Source organism: Spirillospora sp. NPDC029432, from assembly GCF_040703975.1.
Classification (GTDB): Bacteria; Actinomycetota; Actinomycetes; order Streptosporangiales; family Streptosporangiaceae; genus Spirillospora.
The window spans coordinates 56,428-76,198 of record NZ_JBEZWH010000005.1; the positions used below are offsets into that span (position 1 = coordinate 56,428).

Sequence of the window (19,771 nt, forward strand, 5' to 3'; positions counted from 1 at the left end):
CCGGGGGCGTCCCCCCGGGGCCTTGGTGTGCATCTTCAGGCCGCTGTTAGAAGAAGCCCTTGCGCTTGCCCGCCTGCTGCAGGAAGCCGTCGAGCTGCTTCTCCCAGTCGGTCTGCTCGACCGTGGCGTACTCGACCACGAAGCGGCTGAACGAGTCGTGCCCCTCGGTGAACGCGCCCCCGCGCTTGTCGAGCTCCAGCACGACCTCCATCGAGGTCGGCCCGGCCACGAACGTGACCTCGAGCTCCTTGATGCCGCGGCTGTACTGCGGCGGCGGGTAGAACTCGATCTCCTGGTAGAAGGGCAGCTGCTGCTTCACGCCCCAGATGCGGCCCTTCTCGCAGTCGGCGCTGTGGTAGCGGAAGCCGAGGTTCGCGAAGGCCGTGAGGAGCCGCTCCTGGGCGGGCAGCGGGTGGACCTGGATCGGGTCGAGGTCGGTCGCGTCGACCGCCCGCGCCACCTCCAGCTCGGTCGCGACGCCGACGGTGGTGCCGATCAGCGGCCGGCCGTAGAAGTGCGTGATCGGCGCCTCCCACGGGATGGGCATCTCGAACGGGATGCTGTAGCGCGCGTCGTCGTCGAGCTCGAACGAGCCCGCGATCGGCATCTTGGCGTACTCGAGGTCGGCGCGGTGCTCACTGTCGCCGGACTCCACCTCGACCCGCGTCTTCAGCGCCAGGTACACGCCCTTGATGTCGGAGTCGTGCTTGCCACCGATGAGCGTCACCTCACCCGTGACGGTTCCGCCGGGCTTGACGCTCGAGCTGTGCAGGACCGTCTCCACCTGCGGGCCCCCGACACCGGCCGCCTGCATGAGCTTCTTGAAGACCAAGGGTTCCTCCCGTGTTTCGGACGCCGTTTTCGGCATCCTCGCCCCATAGACGTTGTTTCGGGAGATTACGTTCCAAGCCAAGATCGACCAGGCTATGGCCGGGAACGGTCACGTCAGTGCGCGCCGCCGCCGGCCAGATTGAGCCCGACGACACCGACGATGATCAGTGCGAGCGCGCCGAGTTTGAGCGGTGTGACCTGGTCGCCCATCCACAGCATGCCGAGCGCGGCGGTGCCGACGGCGCCGATCCCGACCCAGACGGCGTACGCGGTGCCGACCTCCAGGTCCTTCAGCGCGACGGTGAGCAGCCCGAAGCTGATGATCGCGAACGCGAGGAAGCCGACCGCCGGCAGCGGCTCGGAGAAGCCCTTGCTCTGCTTGAGGCACAGGGCCATCGCGACCTCGAAGAGACCGGCGGCGACGACGAGGAACCAGGCCATGATCTTTCCTCCCGGAGGGGCGGTGTGCGTGCGGTGTCGTGACCGCGCACCGTCTTCGCCTGCCGGGTACGGCGCGCACCTCGTCCGGGAGGGCCTTCACGGACCCTCATCAGCAGCTTAACAAGAGGGGCGGAACGGGCATTCCCCGCCCGCGCTCAGGCCCGTCCCAGGGCGCGGTACTCCCAGCCGGCGGCCCGCCAGCGCGCCGCGTCCAGCGCGTGCCGCCCGTCCACGATCCGCCGGTGCGCGACCACCCCGGCCAGCGCGTCCGGCTCGACCGCGCGGAAGTCCGCCCACTCGGTGAGCAGCACCACCACGTCCGCGCCGCGCGCCGCGTCCAGCGCGCTGCGCCCGTACCGCAGCTCGGGGAACGCGCGGCGGGCGTTGTCCAGCGCGGCCGGGTCGAAGACCCGCACGTGGGCGCCCAGGCCGTGCAGCGTGCGGGCGACGTCCAGCGCGGGCGCGTCCCGCACGTCGTCGGAGTTGGGCTTGAACGCCGCGCCCCACGCCGCGATCCGGGCCCCGCAGATCCGCCCGTCCAGCAGCTCGCGGACCAGGTCGACGGTGCGGGCCCGGCGCCGCCGGTTGATCGCGTCGACCTCGCGCAGGAACGCCACCGCCCGCCCGGCGCCGATCTCCTCGGCGCGGTGCGCGAACGCGCGGATGTCCTTGGGCAGGCAGCCGCCGCCGAAGCCGAGCCCGGGCCGCAGGCAGGCGCCGCCGATCCGCTCGTCCGGCGCCAGCGCGGCCGCCAGGGCCGCCACGTCGGCGCCGGCGGCCTCGCAGACCTCCGCCATCGCGTTGATGAACGAGATCTTGGTGGCCAGGTACGCGTTCGCCGCCACCTTGGCCAGCTCGGCGGTGGCGGGATCGGTGGTGATCACCGGTGTGCCCTGCTCCAGCAGCGGCCGGAACGCGGCGCGCAGCCGTTCCTCCGCCCAGTCCGAGCCGACGCCGAACACCAGCCGGTCGGGCCGCATCGTGTCGTCCACCGCGTGGCCCTCGCGCAGGAACTCCGGGTTCCAGGCCAGCTCCACGTCCGCGCCGGCGGGCGCCAGCTCGCGCAGCAGCCGGGCCAGCCGCGCCGCCGTGCCGACCGGGACGGTCGACTTGCCGACCACGAGCGCGCGCCGTTCCAGCGTGGGCGCGAGGGAGCGCACGGCCGCGTCCACGTACGAGAGGTCGCAGGCGTCGGAGCCGGGCCGCTGCGGCGTGCCGACGCACAGGAAGTGCACGTCGCCGAACGCGCCCGCCTCCGCGTACGACGTCGTGAACCGCAGCCGCCCCGAGTCCAGCGCCTTGGCCAGCAGCTCGGGCAGGCCGGGTTCGAAGAACGGCAGCTCGCCCGCGGCCAGCCTGGCGATCCTGCGCTCGTCCACGTCCACGCCCATGACGTCGGCGCCGAGCGCGGCCGCGCAGATCGCGTGCGTGGCGCCGAGGTACCCGGTGCCGAGCACGGTGAGCCTCGGCATCCCCGTCGAATCCATGCCCTCTCACCTATCGGATCGGTTTCCCGGTCCGCTCGGTGCGGCTCGGCCGGGCGCCGTCCTGTCCCCTTCCTTGGCGCGGATATGGACCGGTGTTGGCCGGGGCCGGCGAGGTAAGGCCGAAAAGCCGAGCCGTGTCGTAAATCTCCCGTACGGTTGTGGGTTGTGCGTGGTTACCAGCGGGTAGCATGATGTCGAGTTACTGACCAGTAGATGCGGGGCCCACGAGCGCCGCCGGAACCAGACGGAGTGTTCATGGGGCACTACAAGAGCAACCTCCGGGACCTGGAGTTCAACCTCTTCGAGGTCTTCGGCCGCCAGGACCTGCTCGGCACCGGTCCGTACGCCGAGCTGGACGAGGAGACCGCGCGGGACATGCTCGCCGAGGTGAACCGCCTCGCCGAGGGCCCGCTGGCGGAGTCGTTCGAGGACGCCGACCGCAACCCGCCGGTGTTCGACCCCGCGACCGGCACCGTGGCGATGCCGGAGAGCTTCAAGAAGTCGTTCAAGGCCTGGATGGACGCCGAGTGGTACCGCGTGGACCTCGCCCCGGCCTTCGGCGGCACCGGCGCCCCCCGCAGCCTGACCTGGGCGCTGGCCGAGCAGGTGCTGGGCTCCAACCCGGCCGTCTACATGTTCTCCTCGGGCCCCGGCTTCGCGCAGATCCTGTGGCAGATCGGGACGCCGGACCAGAAGCGGTTCGCCGAGCTGGCGCTGGAGCGGCAGTGGGGCGCCACGATGGTGCTGACCGAGCCGGACGCCGGCTCCGACGTCGGCGCCGGCCGCGCCAAGGCCGTCCAGCAGCCCGACGGGACCTGGCACATCGAGGGCGTCAAGCGCTTCATCACCTCGGCCGAGCACGACATGTCCGAGAACATCTTCCACCTGGTGCTGGCCCGCCCCGAGGGCGCCGGCCCCGGCACCAAGGGCCTGTCGATGTTCCTCGTACCGAAGTACATGGTCGACCTGGAGACCGGTGAGCTGGGCGAGCGCAACGGCGCCTACGTCACCAACGTCGAGAAGAAGATGGGCCTGAAGGTCTCCACGACCTGCGAGCTCACCTTCGGCGAGAAGCACCCCGCCGTCGGCTACCTGGTCGGCGACGTGCACGAGGGCATCAAGCAGATGTTCCTCGTGATCGAGTACGCCCGGATGATGGTCGGCACCAAGGCCATCGCCACCCTGTCCACCGGGTACCTGAACGCGCTGGAGTACGCCAAGGAGCGCGTCCAGGGCGCCGACATGACGCAGATGACCGACAAGACCGCGCCCCGGGTCACCATCACCCACCACCCGGACGTGCGGCGCAGCCTGATGACCCAGAAGGCGTACGCCGAGGGCATGCGGGCGCTGGTGCTGCTGACCGCCTCGTACCAGGACGCCGTGCAGATCGCCGAGCACGAGGGCCGCAAGGACGAGCTGGCCGAGAAGCTGAACGACCTGCTGCTGCCGGTCGTCAAGGGCTTCGGCTCGGAGCGCGCCTACGCGCTGCTGGGCGCCGAGTCGCTGCAGACGCTCGGCGGCTCGGGCTTCCTGCAGGAGTACCCGATCGAGCAGTACATCCGGGACTCCAAGATCGACACCCTGTACGAGGGCACCACCGCGATCCAGGGCCAGGACCTGTTCTTCCGCAAGATCCTGCGCGACAACGGCGCGGCGCTCCAGCACCTCGCCGGCGAGATCAAGGCGTTCGCCGGGAGCGAGGCCGGAAACGGCCGCCTCAAGAACGAGCGCGCCCTCCTCTCCCAGGGGCTGGAGGACGTCCAGGGCATCCTGAACCCGATGATCGGGTGGGCGCTCGGCTCCATGGAGGCGCCGAAGGAGATCTACAAGGTCGGCCTGAACGGCAGCCGCTTCCTGCTCGCCCTCGGCGACCTGATCGTCGCCTGGCTGCTGTGCCGCCAGGCCGAGGTCGCCCTGGCCAAGCTGGACGGCGCCGACGTCTCGCCCGCCGACCGCGACTTCTACACCGGCAAGGTCGCCGCGGCGCAGTTCTTCTGCGCCACCGTGCTGCCCCGCCTGGCCGCCGAGCGCGCCATCGCCGAGAACACCACCCTCGACGTGATGGAGCTGCCCGAGTCGGCCTTCTGACCCGCCCTTTGGGCGGCACCCCGGGAAGCTGGGGCCGCCCCAGGGGTCGCAGAGCCCGGTACCGCCTCCCGCGGACTGGAACAGGGACGCCCCCGGCACCCCGCGCGGTGCCGGGGGCGTCCCGTTTTGTACGGGGTTCGCACTAGTGCCTGAACGGCCCCGGATCTATACGCTGACCCCCATGCCGGCTCGCAGACTCCTGGTCGTCCTCGCCGTCCTGACGGCGGCCGCCGGATGCACGGCGGACGACTCCCCGCGCAAGGTGGACCCGCCGCGAGCGGGCGCCGCCGGCGCGAACGCCGCGTCCGGCGGCCTGGCCAGGGAGGGCTGGTACGGCGGCGCGGACGGCCTGCACGCCCGCGTCGAGATCAGGGCGCTCGAACGGCGCGGCGCCCAGACCGTGCTGCGGTACGCCGTCACGTCGCTGGACACCGCCGCCAAGTCCGTGCCGTTCGCGGTGAGCCTGTTCGATCCCGTGGGCCGCAGGCTCTACCGGCCGATCGCCGCCGGAACGTCCCCGGCGCCCTCCGGCCCCGGGGTGCCCTCCGTGCCTACCGTGCCCACGTCACCCGGGGTGCCGACGACACCGACGGCGCCGGGCGCCACCACGACGCCTGGGGCGCCGGGCGAGCCGCTGACCGCGAGGGCCGAGAAGGTCGCGTACGCCGCGCCCACCCCGTCCGGTTCCACGTCGTCGAGCCCGTCCGCCACACCGTCGACGTCGGCGTCGGGGTCGGCCAGCCCGTCGCCGTCCCCCTCCCAGACGCCCACGCCGACGCCGCCCGTTCCGAGTCCGGCGGTCGAGCAGTTCGCGCCGGGCGTCACGCGGGAGCTGGCCGCTGGATTCCCGGCCGTGCCGGCGACGACGGGGAAGCTGACCGTGCTCGTGAACGGCACGGCGGGGGAGTTCACCGGCGTCCCCGTGACCGGCACGGCCGCCGCCGCGGCCACCGCCGCCACGCCCGGGAACCCGGTGGACCTGTACGACGTCACCGAGGGCGCCACCAAGGACGTCATCGCGGGCAACACGGACGTGAAGGTCAACCTGCGGGCCGACGCGCTCTTCGCCAAGGACTCCGCCAAGCTGTCGGGACGCGCGAAGGAGCTGCTCGACCAGGCCGGGCAGGAGCTGCGGCAGAAGGCCGACCCCGCCAAGGGGCCGATCACGATCAGCGGCCACACCGACAGCGAGGGCGCCGACGCCGCGAACCTCAAGCTGTCCTCGGACCGCGCCAAGGCCGTCGAGAAGGAGCTGAAGTCCCGGCTCGGCGGCTCGTACACCTACACCGCCCAGGGGCGCGGCGAGGCCGAGCTGATCGCCAAGGAGGGCGGGACGGGCGACGCCGCGGCCCGGTCCCGCAACCGGCGCGTGGAGATCGCCTACATCGTGCGGCAGCCGGCCGCCGGCACCGCGTCGAGCGCGTCCCCCGCCGCGCCGGCCTCGCCCGCGGCCGGGTCCGGCCGCCCGGCGGACTTCCGCGCCGAGGACGGGAGCACCGTCGCCAGCCGTTCCGCGACCTTCGCCGGCGCGAAGCGGCGGATCGACGTCAAGCCCTTCTACCGCGACGGCGCGTACCTGGTCGCGGTCTTCGACATCGTGAACCAGGGCCCCGGCACCACCCCGCCGGACGCCGTCTACCCGCACAAGGACTACCTCGGCGGCGCGTTCACCGCGTTCTCCGTGCGGGTCAAGGGCGGTACGGACGTCTACCGCGCCGTCCGGATCGGCCCGCCGGCCGCCAACAGCGCCACGTACGTCGATCCCGGGCGCGCCACGTTCCGTACGGCGGTGAACACGCCCGCCCGCGGGTTCGTCTACGTCCCGGCGCCGCCGGGGAACGTCACGAGCGTCGTCTTCGACGCGGGGCCGTTCGGAAAAATCGACGCGGTTCCGGTCTCCTGACCCACCGGTCCCTCCGGCCACGTGTGGCGGCCGAGCCTGGCGGATAGTTAAAGAACACGACCATGGTTCGTCCGGCGGAGGTCATCGCATGGGTGTCGGTGTCAGCATTTTCACGATCACCCTCGGGCTGATCCTCAAGTTCGCGATCGCCGAGGACGCGATGACCGATCCGGTGGACATCCACGTCATCGGGGTCATCCTCATCATCGTCGGCGGGGTGTCGTTCGCCCTCCAGCTGCTGATGATGTCCCGGATGCAGAGCCGGAACGCGGGAGGGCGCGACAACGACCGCCTCTACAACGGCGACAACCAGCCCTGACGGCCGATCAGGCGGCGTCCTTGCGGCGCCGGATCTTCCGCCAGGCGGCGCGCAGGTAGCCGTTCAGCCGCTCGCTCACCCGGCGGGCGGCGGGGAACTCGGTGCCCAGCAGCCCGATCCCGGCCAGGATCGCGACCACGCCGGGTCCGGGGATCACCAGCATGACGATGCCCGCGACGATCAGCGCGAGCCCGGCGATCGTGACGCCGATCTTGCGCGCCAGCCGGAGGACGCCGGAACGCGGCCTCCGCTCGGGCTCCGGCACGGGGACGAGCTCGGCGCGGTCGGTCACGGTGGTGGCGGGGCGGTCGGGTGCGACGGTGGTCACGCGGCCTCCTGCGGGCGTCGGGTTGCGGTGCCTTACCGTGTGAGACCCCGCGAACGCCCGGAAAGATCGCCGAACGGGCGATTGTGACCATCGTCACCGCCGGCCGCGCGGCCACGGCGCACCGTGACCGCGCGGCCGTACGGGTCGTGCGGGTCCTGCCGGTCAGTTCCAGGCGAGGATGCGCAGCGGGTCGGACAGCATGTCGCCCACATCGCGCAGCACCCTGGAGCCCAGCTCGCCGTCGATCACCCGGTGGTCGAACGACAGCGCCAGCGTGGTGACCTTGCGGATCGCCAGCTCGCCCTCGTGCACCCACGGCATGTCGCGGATCTGGCCGAACGCCAGGATCGCCGACTCGCCGGGCGTGATGATCGGGGTACCGGAGTCCACCCCGAACACGCCCACATTGGTGATCGTGATCGTGCCGCCGGTCAGGTCGGCCGGGCTCGCCTTGCCCGCCCGCGCCGTCGCCGCCAGCTCGTTCAGCGCCGTGGCGAGCGCGGGCAGCGGCAGGTCCTGCGCGTCCTTCACGTTCGGGACGATCAGGCCGCGGTCGGTCGCCGCCGCGATGCCGAGGTTGATCCGCCGGCCGACCACGATCTCGGCGCCGGACGGGGTGTCCTCCCAGCGGGCGTTGACCATCGGATGCCGCCCGGCCGCCGTGATCAGCGCCTTGGCCACCAGCAGCAGCGGCGACACCTTGACCTCGGCGAACTCGGGCAGCTCGCGCAGCCGCCGTACCGCCTCGACCGTCTCCGTCGCGTCCACCTGGAGGAACTCGGTGACGTGCGGCGCGGTGAAGGCCGAGTTCACCATCGCGGCGGCGGTGGCCTTGCGGACGCCCTTGACGGGGATCCGCTCCTCGTCCGCCCGCGCCGCGGCGGGAGCGGCGGCCGTGGCCGGCCGGGTGGCGGCCTGGACGTCGTCCCGGGTGATCGAGCCCCGCGGGCCGCTGCCGGTGATCGACGTGAGGTCCACGCCGAGGTCCTTGGCCAGCTTCCGCACGGGCGGCTTGGCCAGCGGCAGCGGGTTGTCCACAGGCTGTGGACGGGGAGCCGGGACGGGCGCCGCGGGCGCGGCGGGCGCGGCGTGCGGCGCGGGAGCCGCCGGCGGCGCGGCGGCGCTGCCGTTGGCGGGCCTGCGCGGGCGCCGCTTGGTCGCCCCCTCCTTCACGCCGTACCCGACGAGCACCGGCTGCCGCTTGGGCGCGTCCGGAGCCACGGTCCCCGGCTCCTCGGGGGCCGGGACGAGGTCCTCCTTGAGCGCCTCGGCCCGTTCCGAGACGCCGCCCCCGGCGCTCGCCGCGCCGTCCGGAGCCGTACCGTCGTCCACCGAGATGATCGGCACCCCGACGTCCACCGTCTCGCCCTCGGCGACCAGCAGCTCGGCCACCACGCCCTCGAACGGGCAGGGCAGCTCCACGATGGCCTTCGCCGTCTCGATCTCCACGATCGTCTGGTTGACCTCGACCGTGTCGCCCGGCGCCACATGCCACTTGACGATCTCGGCCTCGGTCAGCCCCTCGCCCACATCGGGCAGATTGAACCGCTTCATGGTCACCACGCGAACGTACGGTCGACCGCGTCCAGGATGCGGTCGAGATCGGGCAGGTAGTGGTCCTCCAGCCGGGACGGCGGGTACGGGGTGGAGAAGCCGCCGACGCGCAGCACCGGCGACTCCAGCCGGTAGAAGCACTTCTCGGTCACCCGGGCGGCCAGCTCGCCGCCGTACCCGCCGAACACCGGCGCCTCGTGGACGACCACGCACCGGCCCGTGCGGTTCACCGACTCCACGACCGTGCCGATGTCGAGGGGGTTGAGCGAGCGGAGGTCGATGACCTCCAGCGAGCGGCCCTCGTCGGCCGCGGCGGCCTCCAGGCAGGTCTTGACCGCCGGCCCGTACGCCAGCAGCGTCACGTCGTCGCCGCGCCGGACCACCCGCGCCTCGTGCAGCGGTGCGCCGGGCGCGTCCAGCTCGACCGGCGCCTTGTCCCAGTAGCGGCGCTTCGGCTCGAAGAAGATCACCGGGTCGGGCGAGGCGATCGACTGCTGGATCATCGTGTACGCGTCGGCCGGGTTCGAGCAGGCCACCACCCGCAGCCCGGCCGTGTGGGCGAAGTAGTTCTCCGGGGACTCGCTGTGGTGCTCCACGGCCCCGATGCCGCCCCCGCACGGGATGCGGATCACGACCGGCAGCGACAGCTTCCCGAGCGACCGCAGGTGCATCTTCGCCAGCTGGGTGATGATCTGGTCGGCCGCCGGGAACACGAACCCGTCGAACTGGATCTCGCAGACCGGCCGGTAGCCGCGCAGGGCCAGCCCGATCGCGGTGCCGACGATGCCCGACTCGGCCAGCGGGGTGTCGATCACCCGTTCCTCGCCGAAGTCCTTCTGCAGCCCGTCGGTCACCCGGAAGACGCCGCCGAGCTTGCCGACGTCCTCACCCATGATCAGGACCTTGGGGTCGTCCTCCATCGCCTTGCGCATGCCCTGGTTCAGCGCCTTGGCCAGCGTGAGGGTCTCGGTCCCCGCGGCACGCGCGGTGCCGGACGCCATCGTCTCGGTCATGACCGCTCTTCCTCCCCCTCGAAGGACGCCAGATAGGCGGCGAACTGCTCCTGCTCCTCGGTCATCAGCGGATGCGGCTCCGCGTACACGTTGTCGAAGATCTCCAGCGGTGCCGGGTCCGGGAGCGCCAGGCACTGCCGGCGCAGCTCGGCCGCGTACTCCTTGGCCTCCTGCTCGACCTTCTCGAAGAAGGCGGGGTCGGCCATGTCGCCCCGGACGAGATGGGCCTTGACCCGCTCGATCGGGTCCTTGAGCTTCCACGCCTCCTCCTCGGCCTTGAGGCGGTAGCGCGTGGGGTCGTCGGTGGTGGTGTGGGCGCCCATCCGGTACGTGTACGCCTCGACGAGCGTGGGGCCCTGGCCCGTACGGGCGTTCTCCAGGGCCTTCCTCGTCACCGCCAGGCAGGCGAAGACGTCGTTGCCGTCCACCCGCAGGCCGGGGAAGCCGTACCCCTGGGCCCGCTTGTAGAGGGGGATGCGCGTCTGCTTCTCCAGGGGCTCGGAGATGGCCCACTGGTTGTTCTGGCAGAAGAACACGACCGGCGCGTTGAACACCGACGCGAACACGAAGGACTCGTTCACGTCCCCCTGCGACGTCGCGCCGTCGCCGAAGTAGGCGATGGTCGCGCCCGCCGACGGCGTGCCCAGCACCCCGTCGCGCTGGATCCCCATCGCGTAGCCCGTCGCGTGCAGCGTCTGGCTGCCGATCACGATCGTGTACAGGTGGAAGCCGTGCTCGGCCGGGTCCCAGCCGCCGTGGCTCACGCCGCGGAACAGCCCCAGCAGCCGCAGCGGCTCGACCTCGCGGCACCACGCCACGCCGTGCTCGCGGTACGTCGGGAAGACCATGTCGTGCTCGCCCAGCGCGCGCCCGGAGCCGATCTGCGCGGCCTCCTGGCCCAGCAGCGACGCCCAGATCCCCAGCTCGCCCTGGCGGGTGAGGGCCACCGCCTCCAGGTCGACCCGGCGGACGATCACCAGGTCCCGGTAGAGCCCGCGGATCTCCTCGGGGGAGAGGTCCAGCGGGTAGTCCGGATGCTCGATCCGCTCGCCCTCGGGCGTGAGCAGCTGGATCAGCTCGGGTTCGGCGTGCCCCGGGATGGCTGGCGCGCCGCGGACGGAGTCGATCGTCATCGATGACACTCCTCGTTCGGGGCCGGTTCGCGGGATCGCCGCTGGCCGGCCGGCCTCAGCGGGCTTCCGGTCTCCCCTGGTAAGGGACGAAAGCCGCTGATGCCATCGTGGCAGACATCACACCGGGGAGCGCAAGCCCCCAGGTACCCGATCCCTACCCATCCCGGACCCGCTCAGCCCGGCGACACGCCCGCGAAGCGCGGAACCCCCGGAACGGTCATTCGCGAGAAAGCGAACGGGTCGCCCCGGCCGCCACCGTCAGCCCGAGGATGAATCCCGCGATGACGATCAGATTGGCGATCCACTGGTAGACGCCCTGCGGCGCGAACACGCGCTCCTGGCCCAGGTCGCCGATGGGCAGCAGCAGGTCGAGGGTGTAGAAGAACGCGTTGAAATGCGGATGGTCGTCCTCGTTGAGAATGCCCGGCTTGTGCAGCGAGAAGACGATCGTGCCGAAGGCGAGCAGGCCCATCAGCCAGCTCGCGGCGCGGAACGGGCGGTAGCCGTAGCCGACCAGGCCGTCCTGCAGCCAGCCGATGATCTTGCGGGGCACGCCCTGCGTCTTGCGCCGGTCGCGGGCCTTGGCCAGCAGGACCGAGCGGCCGTCGGCGTCCAGCCCCAGCGAGCGGTACGTCTGGGCGAGCCGCTCATACGGCTGCGGCTGGTAGCCGTCGGTGTCGCGGCGGATCCAGCCCAGTCGCTCGCGGGCCGGCAGCGGCGGTTCGAGCGTCTCGTACTGGAGGCCGTCCAGCTGGAGGCGCTCGGGCCACGTCTCGCGGTCGTCGCGGAGCAGGTTGATCCGCGCGTACGAGAGGTCGGCGACGCCCGCCATCCGCTCGGCCGGGCGCAGCAGCACCTCCTCCGCCTGGAGCCGCTGGAGGCTGAGGGCCGTGCCGGAGGCGTTGTTCAGGCGGGCGCCGCGGAAGCTGAGCTGGCCGGTGACCCGCGCGCCGGCGAAGCTGACCGCGCCGGCGGCGTTGAACCCGTCCGAGCAGTAGACGTCGGTCTCCACCGCGAGATCGTCGGCGTTGAGCGCGATGCCCTCCGGGTTGGACAGCTCCGCGCCGACGAACGACAGGTAGCCGCCGACCCGCGCGCCGCGCAGCCGGATCGCGCCCTGCGCCGAGAACCCGCCGTCGCAGAACACGTTCGCCGCCACGTCGAGCCGGCTCGCGTACAGCGCGGCGCCCGACGGGTTGTGCAGCCGCGCCTTGCGGAAGATCAGCTGGCCGCCGACCCGGGCGCCGGGCAGCCGCACCTCGCCGTTCGCGACGAAGCCCTGGTCGCAGTAGACGTTCGCGTCCACGGTCAGGCGGTCGGCGAGCAGCGCGTCGCCGCCGGGGTTGAGCAGCTGGACGCCCGACATGTTGAGGATGCCCGCGATGTGCGCCCCGTCCAGCAGGAGGCCGCCGGTCACCTGGCTGCCCTCCAGCCAGAGATGGCCGTCCACCCGCGTCCCGGACGCGATCAGGCCGGGCAGCCGGCAGCGCATCAGGTGGACGCTGTTCATGCCCGCCCAGTAGAAGTGCGGCGCGTTGTCGAAGCTGCACCCCGTCAGCGCCAGCGGCACCGTCACCTGCGCGTGCCCGAGGTTGAGCGCGCCGAGGATCCGCGCCCCGGTCAGCCGTACGGCGGCGATGTGCCCCGACTCCGGCGCCACCGCGCCCGCCAGCAGCGCGACCAGCACCTCGGCGCGGACCATCCGCTCCGGGCCCCAGCGGTCGGCCGTCGACGGGTCGTTCAGTACGGGGTCGCCGCTGGACAGGTCGACGGACTCACCGCGGGGGAACGCCTCCCACAGGCGGCGCTCCGGTGGTGACAGCTCATCGATGTTCATCGGACGACTCCGGGGGACGGGTGGTCGGGCTCAGGCCATGGTGCCGTACGCTTCTGACGGTAAGGAAACCGCAGATCAATAAGGGGGCGGTCGTGGCTCGCGTGGTCGTCGACGTCATGCTCAAGCCGGAGATCCTCGACCCGCAGGGGCAGGCGATCGCCCGCAAGCTGCCGCAGATGGGCTTCGAAGGCGTCGCCGCCGTCCGGCAGGGCAAGCGCTTCGAGGTCGAGCTGGACGGCCCGGCCGACGACGAGGCCCTGGACCGGGTCCGCAAGATCGCCGAGACGCTGCTGGCCAATCCGGTGATCGAGAACTTCGAGGTGCACGTTCTCTGAGGCGAATGGCCGCAATTGCCGGCCGGGCCCATTGATCTTGCCGCGTTCCAATCGATTCGGATCCTTTTCTGGAACGTCCGATTCGCCCGGCGGCCGAAGGTGGCCGTCCCGGCCGTGCAGGGTAAAGCGGCCTGCCGGCAACCGAGATTTCACCGAAAGAGCCGACGGTCCAACGATTACGCAAGATACCGCCGGGGAAACCTTAGCGACGTCGAGACGCGCAGCGCGCTCGGGGGACCGCGGCCTCGGCCGCGGGGCATGACACGAGGTGACCGGTGGACATGAAGTTCTCGCTCGCACTACCGCGCGAGGCGTTGAGCATCCCGGTGATCCGGCGCGTGCTGGGGGACGCGCTGCGCGCACTGGGCGTTTCCGAAGACTGCGTCGGGGATATCCTCGTGGCCGCGTCCGAGGCGTGCACGAATGTGATCCAGCACGCCCGCGCGTCCGGTGATTTCGAGGTGACGGGGAGTGTCGACGACGGCGCCTGCCGGCTGCGGATCGAGGACGGCGGACGGGGCCCGCGGAAAGCACCACCGCTCACAGAACCGGACGATTTGGCCGAATCAGGCCGCGGTATTAGGATCATGCGGGCGCTGGTGGACGAACTGAGCATCGACTCGGCCCCCGAACACGGCACCGTCGTCCACCTTCACAAGCGCCTGACCTGGCGTGACGAGGCCCTGATCAGGCGCCTCGACGGCAGGCTCATGCACAGCGCCGGGTAGATTGGGACCCGCGCGCGGGGTACGCACCGCGCACCGGTGATCGGCATCGCTGTTCGGCGAAGAGAGCCGCCCAGCCCCGGCCGCCCTCATTTCGGAGGAACAGAAGAGATGGACGCTGCCCGGGTTGGGGTCATCACCTTCCCAGGTTCCCTCGACGATCGTGACGCCGCCAGAGCCGTACGGCTCGCGGGGGCCGAGCCCGTCGCCCTCTGGCACGCCGACCACGACCTGCAAGGCGTGGACGCCGTCGTGCTCCCCGGAGGGTTCTCCTATGGGGACTACCTGCGCGCCGGAGCGATCGCCCGGTTCGCCCCGCTGATGACCGAGCTGGTCGCCGCCGCCGAGGCGGGCCTGCCGGTCCTCGGCATCTGCAACGGGTTCCAGGTCCTCTGCGAGTCGCACCTGCTGCCCGGCGCCCTGCTGCCCAACGCCGGCCTGCACTTCGTCTGCCGCGACCAGCGGCTCCGCGTCGACAACGCCGGGACGGCCTGGACCGCCGACTACAGCGAGGGCCAGGAACTGGTCATCCCGATCAAGAACGCGGACGGCCGCTTCACCGCGGACAAGGAGACCCTGGAGGAGCTGGAGGAGAGCGGCCGCATCGTCGCCCGCTATCTCGACCTGAACCCCAACGGCTCCCTCAACGACATCGCGGGCATCTCCAACGAGGCCGGCAACGTGGTCGGCCTGATGCCCCACCCCGAGCACGCCGTGGAGTCCCTCACCGGTCCGTCCACCGACGGGCTCGGCTTCTTCACCTCGATCGTCAAGAGACTGGTCAACGCATGAGCGAGCAGCCGCCCACCTCTCCCGGCACCCCGGACGCCCCCGCGCCCGGTTCGTCCGACGAGCCGAGCCTGGAGTGGCTCGTCGAGCTGAAGTCCGACGCCGACGACCCCGAGCTGCAGCCGGTCGACCCCTCGGTCACCCAGGCGTACGAGGCCGTCCGCGAGGAAGGCGAACGCGAGGCCGCCGCCCGCACCGGCAACACGGGCCCCCAGCCCGCCGTCCCGGCCGACACGGGCCCGCAGCCGCCCGTACCGGGCAACACCGGCCCGCAGCCCGCCGTCCAGCCCGAGGCAGGCCAGCAGTACGGCGTGCCGGGCAACACGGGCCCGCAGCCCGCCGTCCAGCCCGAGGCAGGCCAGCAGTACGGCGTGCCGGGCAACACGGGCCCGCAGCCCGCCGTCCAGCCTGAGCAGGGCCCGCAGTACGGCGCGCCGGGCAACACTGGGCCGCAGCCTGCCGTTTCCGGCAACACGGGCCCCCAGCCCGCCGTCCAGCCCGAGGCAGGCCAGCAGTACGGCGTGCCGGGCAACACGGGCCCGCAGCCTGCCGTGCAGTCCGGGCCAGGTCCGCAGTACGCGGTGCCGGGCAACACCGGGCCGCAGCCTGCCGTTTCCGGCAACACAGGCCCGCAGCCCGCCGTCCAGCCTGAGCAGGGGCCGCAGTACGGCGTGCCGAGCAACACGGGCCCGCAGGCGGCCGTTCCCGGTAACACGGGGCCGCAGCCCGCCGTTCAGCCCGAGGCAGGCCCGCAGTACGCCGCGCCGGGCAACACCGGTCCGCAGGCCGCCGGTCCGGGTAACACGGGCCCGCAGGCCGCCGTTCCGGGTAACACGGGCCCGCAGGCCGCGGTGTCGGGTGAGCATCCCGCGGGGTCGGAGGGTGAGGGCGGGCCCGGTGGGCCCACCCAGGAGACGGCGAACGAGCCGTTCGTGCCGGACGAGGCGCCCGCGCCGGTGACGGCGGCGGAGATCCTGCAGCGGCTCGGCAAGCCCGCCGACGTCACCGCGGGGGACGAGCCCGCCGAGCAGTGGGCCGCGCAGGAGCCGGTCTCGCCGGAGCCGCGTCCCCAGGCCGAGCAGGGGACGGACACGGTCGCGGTCGCGGCGGCGACGCCGGACCGGCCGCTGCCGTACGCCGAGCTGGGCATGAAGGACGAGGAGTACCGGCGGGTCCGCGACATCCTCGGCCGCCGTCCCACGTCCGCCGAGCTGGCGATCTACTCGGTGATGTGGAGCGAGCACTGCTCGTACAAGAGCTCGAAGGTGCACCTGCGCCAGTTCGGCGACAAGGCGCCGCAGACGGACGCGCTGCTGGTCGGCATGGGCGAGAACGCCGGGGTCGTGGACGTGGGCCAGGGCTGGGCGGTCACCTTCAAGGTGGAGTCGCACAACCACCCGTCGTACGTGGAGCCCTACCAGGGCGCGGCGACCGGGGTCGGCGGGATCGTGCGCGACATCATGTCGATGGGCGCGCGGCCGGTCGCGGTGATGGACTCGCTGCGCTTCGGGCCCGCCGACGCTCCCGACACGCAGCGGGTGCTGCCGGGCGTGGTGGCCGGGGTCGGCGGGTACGGCAACTCCCTCGGCCTGCCCAACATCGGCGGCGAGACCGTCTTCGACGCCTGCTACGCGCAGAACCCCCTCGTCAACGCCCTGTGCGTGGGCGTGATGAAGCACGAGGACATCAAGCGCGCGATCGCCCCGGGCCCGGGCAACCGGGTCATCCTGTTCGGTGCCGGTACGGGCCCGGACGGCATCGGCGGCGCCTCCGTGCTGGCGTCGGCGACGTTCGACGAGGAGTCGCAGGCCAAGCGGCCCAGCGTCCAGGTCGGCGACCCGTTCATGGAGAAGCTGCTGATCGAGTGCTGCCTGGAGCTGTTCCGCGAGGACCTCGTGGTCGGGATCCAGGACCTCGGCGCGGCCGGGGTGTCCTGCGCGACGACCGAGCTGGCCGCGGCCGGCACCGGCGGCATGCACGTGGAGCTGGACTCGGTCCCGCTGCGCGACGCGACGCTGCGCCCTGAGGAGATCCTCATGAGCGAGTCGCAGGAGCGCATGATGGCCGTGGTCGAGCCGGGCAAGGTCGACCGGTTCCTGGAGATCTGCGCCAAGTGGGAGATCCCGGCGACGACGATCGGCGCGGTCACCGACACCGGCCGCCTGGTCATGACCTGGCGCGGCGAGACGATCGTGGACATCCCGCCGACGACGGCCGCCGACGAGGGCCCGGTGTACCAGCGGCCGTACGAGCCGCCGGCGGACCTCGGACGGCTGCAGGCCGACACGCCGGGCCGGCTGACGCGGCCGTCCAACCCCGACGAGATCCGCCGTACGGTCCTGTGGCTGGCCGGGTCCCCGAACCTGGCGAGCAAGACCTGGGTGACCTCGCAGTACGACCGGTACGTGATGGGCAACACCGTGATGGCGATGCCCGAGGACGCGGGCATCGTCCGGATCGACGACGAGTCGGGCCTGGGCCTGGCGCTGTCCCTGGACGGCAACGGCCGCTACACGCGCCTCGACCCGTACTCGGGCGCCCAGCTCGCGCTCTCCGAGGCGTACCGGAACGTGGCCGCCACCGGCGCCCGCCCGCTCGCGGTGACCAACTGCCTCAACTTCGGGTCCCCGGAGGACCCGGGCGTGATGTGGCAGTTCGCGCAGGCGGTGACGGGGCTGGCGGACGCCTGCCAGTACCTGGGCGTCCCGGTCACCGGCGGCAACGTCAGCTTCTACAACCAGACCGGCACCACGCCGATCAACCCGACGCCGGTCATCGGCGTGCTGGGCGTCCACGACGACGTCCGCCGGCACGTGAACATGTCGTTCACCTCCGACGGCGCCACCCTCGCCCTCCTCGGCGAGACCCGCGAGGAGTTCGGCGGCTCCGAGTGGGCCCACGTCGTCTACGACCACCTGGGCGGGCTGCCGCCGCTGGTCGACCTGGCCGCCGAGCGGGCGCTGGCCTCGGTGCTGGTGAACGCGGCCCGCGAGGGGCTGCTGACGGCCGCGCACGACCTGTCCGACGGCGGCCTCTCCCAGGCCCTCGTCGAGTCCTGCCTGCGCGGCGGCCTCGGCGCCAAGATCACACTGCGGGGGGACGCGTTCGTCTCGCTGTTCAGCGAGTCGGTCGCCCGCGCCGTGGTGGCGATCCGCCCGGGCGCCGAGCAGCGCGTCGCGCAGCTCTGCGAGGCGGCGGGCGTCCCCGTCTCCCAGCTCGGGATCATCGGCGGCGACTCTCTCGACGTGTCGTCCGTCGGGACCGACGGCGAGACGCAGGAGCTCTTCTCGATCCCGCTGGTCGAGCTGCGGGACGCGCACGAGCGCACCGTCCCCAGCTACGCGGGCTAGAAGCGGCGGAAGCGCCCGGCCCCCCACACGGGGCCGGGCGCTTCGCGCTGCGCCTAGGGCGCGTACTGCGGGCGCCCGCCGGGCCGGTAGACCTGGATCGTCACGCCGTTCGAGGTGACCTGCGATTCGACCAGTTCGAGTGCCATGTCCGGGCCGGTGGCGGGGAACAGCCGCGTTCCCTGGCCGACGACCACGGGATAGGTGAGCAGGATGATCTCGTCGACCAGCCGGGCGTCGAGCAGCGAGCGGACCAGGCTTCCACTCCCGTGCACCTGCAGCTCACCGCCCGGCTCGGCCTTCAGCCTCCGGACCGCGGCCGCGACGTCACCGGAGATGACGGTCGTGTCCGCCCACCCCGGGTCGGTGATCGTGCTCGACACCACGTACTTGGGCCGCCCGTTCAGCGCCGTCGAGATCGGGTTGTCGCCCTCGTCCGACCCCCACGTGCCGCTTCCCCAGGAGGCGGCGAAGATCTCGAACGTCCGCCGCCCGAACAGGAACGCGCCGGCCCGCTGGTAGATCCGTCCCAGGTACGCCTCGCCCTCGTGGTCGAACAGCGGCAGCGCCCAGCCGCCGCGCTCGAACCCGTCCCCGCGGTCCTCCTCCGCCCCGCCGAGCCCCTGCATCACGCCATCGACGGAGACGTTCGTGACGGTCGTCAGTTTCATGTCGGAGATCCCTTCCCGCTGAGTTCGTCGCACTCACCTGTGCTACGAACGGCGCGGCCCGATCCGACACCGGCGCCCGGAATCCGTGAGAAATTTTTCCGCGCCTTGGCGTATCGCCACGCCTCAGCCGCGGCGCCCGTTCTCTGGGGCGTTCTGCTTGGGCGTGGGGTCACTCGTACCAGACCCCGGAGATCTGCCCGCGCTTGGTCGCCTCCTTCACTCCGGGAGGCAGGGACGCCGCCTCGCGGTCCCCGCGGATGTGCAGGTAGAGGTTCGGCGCGGGCAGTCCCGCGGTCTGGATCCAGCCCTGCCCCCGCACGTGCCCGTCCGCGATCAGCCCTTCGGCCTGGCCGGCGGGCGCCAGCTGCTTCACATAGGACTGGCACAGCGTCTCGTCGCTGTCGGCGAACACGTAGCGGGCCGCGTACGCCTGCTGCTCGTGCAGCCAGACGTAGAGGGCGATGGGACGGCGCAGCATCCTGGCGAACCACTCCGCGGAACGCCCCGCCAGCTCGTCGATGCTCCCGGTCGCGTCCAGCGCCCACGGGGACGGGTCCTCGGGGAGCGAGTGGAGCTGGCTGTGGAGCCGGTCGCCGCGGACCCTGTCGCCGGCGAAGTGCACGCCCAAGTCCACCAGGGCCAGCCTGGCCTCCGGGTCCCCCAGGGAGACCGACGCGACGAGCGCGTCCGTGACCTCGTCCCAGGACACCGTCCCGTACACGGGCTCGCCGGAGGGCGTCCCCGACCGCTCGGCCGTCTCGGCGACGAAGGCGCGCTCCTGAGGGGTGAGGTCGTCCTCCAGGCCGTCCAGCTCGAAGATCACGCGATGCGACATGCCGGGAAAATACCGCGACCGGACCGTTGCCGTACGGTGCCGGCATGGCCCCTAGGGCACGCGACGAGCCGGACGGCCGGACCTGGCCTCGCGACCGGTCGGCATGCGCTGGGTATCGCCACGCCGCAACCG

The 19,771-nt window shown here is 72.1% G+C and carries 17 protein-coding genes and 1 riboswitch; of the genes, 7 read left to right on the plus strand and 10 right to left on the minus strand.

Annotated features, from left to right (window positions below; genetic code table 11):
- Window positions 1–46: 46 nt before the first annotated feature.
- The 3 genes from AB0881_RS05350 to AB0881_RS05360 form a co-directional block, all read right to left on the minus strand.
- Complete coding sequence (locus AB0881_RS05350) at window positions 47–832, minus strand: sporulation protein (RefSeq protein WP_366614418.1); 786 nt, start codon at window positions 830–832, stop codon at window positions 47–49.
- A gap of 113 nt (window positions 833–945) precedes the next feature.
- Window positions 946–1,272, minus strand: coding sequence for a multidrug efflux SMR transporter (locus tag AB0881_RS05355; RefSeq protein WP_366614419.1), 327 nt, complete (start codon window positions 1,270–1,272; stop codon window positions 946–948).
- Window positions 1,273–1,315: 43 nt separating this feature from the next.
- A riboswitch (guanidine-III (ykkC-III) riboswitch) is annotated at window positions 1,316–1,383 on the minus strand.
- Window positions 1,384–1,427: 44 nt separating this feature from the next.
- Complete coding sequence (locus AB0881_RS05360; RefSeq protein WP_366614421.1) at window positions 1,428–2,759, minus strand: UDP-glucose/GDP-mannose dehydrogenase family protein; 1,332 nt, start codon at window positions 2,757–2,759, stop codon at window positions 1,428–1,430.
- 255 nt (window positions 2,760–3,014) lie between these two features.
- Between AB0881_RS05360 and AB0881_RS05365 the strand changes: the two genes are divergently transcribed.
- From AB0881_RS05365 to AB0881_RS05375, 3 genes are all read left to right on the plus strand, one after another.
- Window positions 3,015–4,850, plus strand: a complete 1,836-nt coding sequence (locus AB0881_RS05365) for an acyl-CoA dehydrogenase (protein WP_366614422.1) — start codon at window positions 3,015–3,017, stop codon at window positions 4,848–4,850.
- Between the two features lie 181 nt (window positions 4,851–5,031).
- Window positions 5,032–6,753: an OmpA family protein gene (locus AB0881_RS05370; RefSeq protein ID WP_366614424.1), complete on the plus strand. Its 1,722-nt coding sequence runs from the start codon at window positions 5,032–5,034 to the stop codon at window positions 6,751–6,753.
- Between the two features lie 88 nt (window positions 6,754–6,841).
- A complete protein-coding gene (locus AB0881_RS05375) occupies window positions 6,842–7,072 on the plus strand; it encodes a DUF6458 family protein (protein ID WP_366614425.1) in 231 nt (76 codons plus the stop codon).
- Window positions 7,073–7,079: 7 nt separating this feature from the next.
- On the opposite strand, the gene AB0881_RS05380 is transcribed toward AB0881_RS05375, so the two are convergent.
- From AB0881_RS05380 to AB0881_RS05400, 5 genes are all read right to left on the minus strand, one after another.
- On the minus strand, window positions 7,080–7,400 hold the full coding sequence (locus AB0881_RS05380) for a PGPGW domain-containing protein (RefSeq protein ID WP_366614427.1): 321 nt from the start codon (window positions 7,398–7,400) through the stop codon (window positions 7,080–7,082).
- 162 nt (window positions 7,401–7,562) lie between these two features.
- Window positions 7,563–8,954 (minus strand): dihydrolipoamide acetyltransferase family protein, encoded by a 1,392-nt coding sequence (locus AB0881_RS05385; protein WP_366614428.1) that lies wholly within the window; start codon window positions 8,952–8,954, stop codon window positions 7,563–7,565.
- A gap of 2 nt (window positions 8,955–8,956) precedes the next feature.
- Window positions 8,957–9,967, minus strand: a complete 1,011-nt coding sequence (locus AB0881_RS05390) for an alpha-ketoacid dehydrogenase subunit beta (RefSeq protein ID WP_366614429.1) — start codon at window positions 9,965–9,967, stop codon at window positions 8,957–8,959.
- Complete coding sequence (pdhA, locus tag AB0881_RS05395; protein ID WP_366614430.1) at window positions 9,964–11,100, minus strand: pyruvate dehydrogenase (acetyl-transferring) E1 component subunit alpha; 1,137 nt, start codon at window positions 11,098–11,100, stop codon at window positions 9,964–9,966. Before pdhA ends, AB0881_RS05390 begins: the two co-directional genes overlap by 4 nt.
- 217 nt (window positions 11,101–11,317) lie before the next feature.
- On the minus strand, window positions 11,318–12,937 hold the full coding sequence (locus AB0881_RS05400; RefSeq protein WP_366614432.1) for a hypothetical protein: 1,620 nt from the start codon (window positions 12,935–12,937) through the stop codon (window positions 11,318–11,320).
- 92 nt (window positions 12,938–13,029) lie between these two features.
- Here AB0881_RS05400 and purS point away from each other — a divergent pair, with 92 nt between their 5' ends.
- The 4 genes from purS (at window position 13,030) to purL (ending at window position 18,136) form a co-directional block, all read left to right on the plus strand.
- Window positions 13,030–13,272 (plus strand): phosphoribosylformylglycinamidine synthase subunit PurS, encoded by a 243-nt coding sequence (purS, locus tag AB0881_RS05405; protein ID WP_366614433.1) that lies wholly within the window; start codon window positions 13,030–13,032, stop codon window positions 13,270–13,272.
- A 281-nt stretch (window positions 13,273–13,553) separates the two neighbouring features.
- Window positions 13,554–14,000: an ATP-binding protein gene (locus AB0881_RS05410; RefSeq protein WP_366614434.1), complete on the plus strand. Its 447-nt coding sequence runs from the start codon at window positions 13,554–13,556 to the stop codon at window positions 13,998–14,000.
- Window positions 14,001–14,108: 108 nt separating this feature from the next.
- Window positions 14,109–14,789, plus strand: a complete 681-nt coding sequence (gene purQ, locus AB0881_RS05415) for a phosphoribosylformylglycinamidine synthase subunit PurQ (protein WP_366614435.1) — start codon at window positions 14,109–14,111, stop codon at window positions 14,787–14,789.
- Window positions 14,786–18,136 carry a phosphoribosylformylglycinamidine synthase subunit PurL gene (purL, locus tag AB0881_RS05420; RefSeq protein ID WP_366614437.1) on the plus strand — a complete coding sequence of 1,117 codons (3,351 nt, stop codon included), beginning with the start codon at window positions 14,786–14,788 and terminating at the stop codon, window positions 18,134–18,136. Before purQ ends, purL begins: the two co-directional genes overlap by 4 nt.
- A gap of 53 nt (window positions 18,137–18,189) precedes the next feature.
- Here purL and AB0881_RS05425 read toward each other — a convergent pair whose 3' ends face one another.
- Window positions 18,190–18,804, minus strand: a complete 615-nt coding sequence (locus AB0881_RS05425; RefSeq protein WP_366614438.1) for a dihydrofolate reductase family protein — start codon at window positions 18,802–18,804, stop codon at window positions 18,190–18,192.
- 169 nt (window positions 18,805–18,973) lie between these two features.
- On the minus strand, window positions 18,974–19,639 hold the full coding sequence (locus AB0881_RS05430; protein WP_366614439.1) for a hypothetical protein: 666 nt from the start codon (window positions 19,637–19,639) through the stop codon (window positions 18,974–18,976).
- Window positions 19,640–19,771: the final 132 nt, after the last annotated feature.

What these genes read in the sequence shown, in the direction of transcription:
- AB0881_RS05355 (WP_366614419.1), bottom strand. Translation starts at nt 1,272, where the DNA reads ATGGCCTGGTTCCTCGTCGTCGCCGCCGGTCTCTTCGAGGTCGCGATG.
- AB0881_RS05360 (WP_366614421.1), bottom strand. Translation starts at nt 2,759, where the DNA reads ATGGATTCGACGGGGATGCCGAGGCTCACCGTGCTCGGCACCGGGTAC.
- AB0881_RS05365 (WP_366614422.1), top strand. Translation starts at nt 3,015, where the DNA reads ATGGGGCACTACAAGAGCAACCTCCGGGACCTGGAGTTCAACCTCTTC.
- AB0881_RS05370 (WP_366614424.1), top strand. Translation starts at nt 5,032, where the DNA reads ATGCCGGCTCGCAGACTCCTGGTCGTCCTCGCCGTCCTGACGGCGGCC.
- AB0881_RS05375 (WP_366614425.1), top strand. Translation starts at nt 6,842, where the DNA reads ATGGGTGTCGGTGTCAGCATTTTCACGATCACCCTCGGGCTGATCCTC.
- AB0881_RS05385 (WP_366614428.1), bottom strand. Translation starts at nt 8,954, where the DNA reads ATGAAGCGGTTCAATCTGCCCGATGTGGGCGAGGGGCTGACCGAGGCC.
- AB0881_RS05390 (WP_366614429.1), bottom strand. Translation starts at nt 9,967, where the DNA reads ATGACCGAGACGATGGCGTCCGGCACCGCGCGTGCCGCGGGGACCGAG.
- pdhA (WP_366614430.1), bottom strand. Translation starts at nt 11,100, where the DNA reads ATGACGATCGACTCCGTCCGCGGCGCGCCAGCCATCCCGGGGCACGCC.
- AB0881_RS05400 (WP_366614432.1), bottom strand. Translation starts at nt 12,937, where the DNA reads ATGAACATCGATGAGCTGTCACCACCGGAGCGCCGCCTGTGGGAGGCG.
- AB0881_RS05410 (WP_366614434.1), top strand. Translation starts at nt 13,554, where the DNA reads ATGAAGTTCTCGCTCGCACTACCGCGCGAGGCGTTGAGCATCCCGGTG.
- purQ (WP_366614435.1), top strand. Translation starts at nt 14,109, where the DNA reads ATGGACGCTGCCCGGGTTGGGGTCATCACCTTCCCAGGTTCCCTCGAC.
- purL (WP_366614437.1), top strand. Translation starts at nt 14,786, where the DNA reads ATGAGCGAGCAGCCGCCCACCTCTCCCGGCACCCCGGACGCCCCCGCG.
- AB0881_RS05425 (WP_366614438.1), bottom strand. Translation starts at nt 18,804, where the DNA reads ATGAAACTGACGACCGTCACGAACGTCTCCGTCGATGGCGTGATGCAG.
- AB0881_RS05430 (WP_366614439.1), bottom strand. Translation starts at nt 19,639, where the DNA reads ATGTCGCATCGCGTGATCTTCGAGCTGGACGGCCTGGAGGACGACCTC.